Annotated in this window: 4 protein-coding genes; 3 read left to right on the plus strand and 1 reads right to left on the minus strand. The window is 52.6% G+C overall.

Annotated elements, in window-relative coordinates:
• The 3 genes from VI895_05205 to chrA form a co-directional block, all read left to right on the plus strand.
• On the plus strand, positions 1-193 hold a 193-nt coding region (locus VI895_05205; protein ID HLG19198.1), incomplete at its 5' end, for an outer membrane lipoprotein-sorting protein.
• 7 nt (positions 194-200) lie between these two features.
• Positions 201-1,544: a hypothetical protein gene (locus VI895_05210; GenBank protein ID HLG19199.1), complete on the plus strand. Its 1,344-nt coding sequence runs from the start codon at positions 201-203 to the stop codon at positions 1,542-1,544.
• A gap of 97 nt (positions 1,545-1,641) precedes the next feature.
• Positions 1,642-2,796, plus strand: a complete 1,155-nt coding sequence (chrA, locus tag VI895_05215) for a chromate efflux transporter (protein ID HLG19200.1) — start codon at positions 1,642-1,644, stop codon at positions 2,794-2,796.
• On the opposite strand, the gene VI895_05220 is transcribed toward chrA, so the two are convergent.
• On the minus strand, positions 2,791-3,103 hold a 313-nt coding region (locus VI895_05220; GenBank protein HLG19201.1), incomplete at its 5' end, for a hypothetical protein. The two genes, chrA and VI895_05220, sit on opposite strands and share 6 nt — an antisense overlap.

Consider the following 3,103-nt stretch of genomic DNA (forward strand, 5'->3'; position numbering starts at 1 on the left):
CTTGATCAAGACCCTTTACTTCAAGGAGAGAAAATCGTTCGAAGGGGTTCTGCGGCCATCCGTCATCGAAACCGACAGCCCCCTTTATAAGGGCTATCAGTCCATACTGGCCTATGCGAATGTCAAAAAGAGGATCGTCCCCGATGAGGTGTTTACACTGGAATTTCTGGCTAAAATCGAATCCATCCGGTGAGAAATCCATGCGGTTTGTAAAACTGCTGGTCCTTCTATGTGTTATTTTACCTGCGTCCAATCTCCTTTCCCAGGAACAATCGCAGGACAAGGCTAAGTTCGAGGTCGATCTTTCAGAGTTTCAGAAAGAGATCGACAAACTCGCCGCCAAGCCGTACAGCTTGGGAGGATTTCTCGAGTTTCAACCCACCCTCCTCGGGATAGATCGGGATTCGACCTTTTCCCGACTGCAATTCTTTCGACACAATCAGGGCAGCACGTTCGACCAGTATAACTTTCGGCTACGACTGGAGGGGTCCTACAAGAAAGATATCTTCTCCGTATTTTTTAAAACGGACACCTTCGTGCGCAATGATTTTGAAGGATGGGACGAGGATACGAAGCTTTTCGAGGCCTATGCTTCCGTCAAGCCCAGCTCTGGCTTTATCATGGAAGCTGGGAAGAAAGTCATGAAGTGGGGCAAAGGCTATGCGTGGAATCCCGCGAGCTTCATCGACCGACCGAAGAACCCCGAAGATCCGGAAGAAGCGCTCGAAGGGTCCACCGTCGCAACGGCCGATTATATTCGCAGCTTCGACGGACCGTTGAAAACGGTGACTCTGACCGCGGCGGTCATCCCGGTTTATCGCCACGTCAATGCCAAGTTTGGCGAGCTCTTTCACACGAACTTCGCATCCAAGCTCTACCTGCTCGCTTACGACACCGATTTGGACTTCATGGTTTTTACCGGTGAAAGTCGAACGACCCGGTACGGCTTCGACTTCTCGAAGAATCTGGCGACCAACTTCGAGCTGCACGGCGAGTTCTCCGTCATCAATAACGTCAAATCGAAGTTCATCAACGAGAGCGGACGAGGCTTGTCCAAGGAAGCGGACGCCGTCAATTATCTTCTCGGGTTACGTTACCTTACGGAAAAGGAAACCACTTACATACTCGAGTACTATCGCGACGGAACCGGCTTGAGCCGTGAACGGATGAGGGATTTTTTTAGCTTCGTCGACAGGAGCTATCGGAATTTCCTGGTCACGGGAAACGCCGGCGGGCTGGTTCAAGGAGCGCAACTGTCCAAAGGAGCTTACGGAAAGCCGAATCCCATGCGTGACTATCTATATTTCCGCGTCAGCCAAAAAGAGCCCTTTGATGTTCTCTACCTCACGCCCGCCCTCACTTCGATCGTCAATCCGGCCGATGGCAGCTTTAATGTGATTCCCGAGGTTACCTACAGTCCCATGACAAACCTGGAGTTCCGATTGAGGGGAGTATTCCTTGTTGGTCGACACCAGACCGACTTCGGAGAAAAACAGAACGACTACCGGTTGGAGCTGCGGCTGCGATATTATTTCGCGCTCTGACGTTTAATCCAACGGCTGCTCTGCTCGTGAGCTCGCTTCCGGCTCAATGAGCGATCAATTGGGCGGGCCTGGGGAAAAGCTGAATGCCGCCATTCGTATGCCCGCGTATCCTTCTTTAACTGCTCTCTTCCTCTCATTTTTAAAGCTGGGTGCGACTGCGTTTGGCGGGCCCGCTATGGTTCCATTTATCGGTAAGATGGCCGTTGAGCGACGAAACTGGCTCGACGGTGGTTCCTTCCGCGACGGCGTAGCTCTGTGTCAGATGATTCCGGGGGCGACGGCGATGCAAGTCTCAGCTTACGTCGGCTTCAAAGTGAGAAGGGTGGCCGGCGCGGCGGCCGCCTTCATTGGATTTGGACTTCCCGCATTTCTTCTCATGGTTGGTCTTTCGGCTTTCTATGTACGCTTCCACGCCTTGCCGTCAGTCGTTTCACTGTTTAATGGGCTGCAGGCAATCATTGTCGCCATCGTCGCTAACGCGGCCGTCTCGTTCGGCAAGGCTTCCCTGAAAAGCCTGCGGGATGGAATGATCGCCGTGATCGCGGCGGTCATGTTCGCGCTGAAAGTGAGTCCGATACTGGTCATCTTGAGCGCGGCGCTTTCGGGTCTCTTGCTCATGAGAAAGAATTCACCACCGGATCTTGGCGCTCGTTCAGAAACGGATTCAGGTTCAACTAGACCTTTTTTGATCATTGGATCGGTTGCCGCGTTTGCGCTCGTTGTGCTCTTTTTCTCGGAGCGCAAGTTGTTTGATCTTGCCGTCATCATGTTGCGAATCGATCTTTTCGCCTTTGGCGGCGGCTTTGCCTCGGTGCTTCTTATGCTCCACGAAATCGTCGAGGTGCGATCGTGGATGGATGATCGAACCTTCTTAGACGGAATCGCGTTGGGGCAGGTGACGCCGGGGCCGATCGTGATCACCGCCGCTTTCGTCGGCTATATGGTTTACGGGATTATCGGGAGCGTGGTGGCGACGGTCAGCGTCTTTCTGCCGTCCTTTTTGATTGTGATTGGGATCGTGCCCGCAATGGGCAGGGTGCGTAGGTCGGTCTATTTTACCGGGGTTTTCGGCGCGATTCTTTGCTCATTCGTGGGGCTTCTGTTTTCCGTCACTCTTCGATTCGCTTCGGGCATCGCGTGGGATATCCCGCGCGCGTTACTCACCATCGCAGGATTTATTGCGTTGCTTTTGAGAACCGAGATCATCTGGCTAGTAGTCGTGGGAACGGTGGTGTCGATCATTTTCCTATAGATAATCTACCCGACCATCCGAGAGTTCGATGACGTTTACCGCGCTCCGTTCTAGTAGGCCAGGTCGGTCATTCCCGCCGTAACGTTTCGGGCTTTTGGCGAGTATTTTAATTTTTCGTAACCGAAACGCTTTTGATGATCGCTCAAATAAGTGCTTCTCGGCATGAGCAAAGACGTGATTGAATTTCAATTGTGCAAGAAGAGCCCCGGCGTTTTCGCGATCGTGAGAATGTTCCAGCTCACCTTTGTGGGATGTCACGCGGTTTTTTTCTGGCATAGGCCTTGCTCTAAAAGTCGTGGAACTAGCA

It is taken from the genome of Bdellovibrionota bacterium (assembly GCA_035292885.1).
Classification (GTDB): Bacteria; Bdellovibrionota_G; JALEGL01; order JALEGL01; family DATDPG01; genus DATDPG01.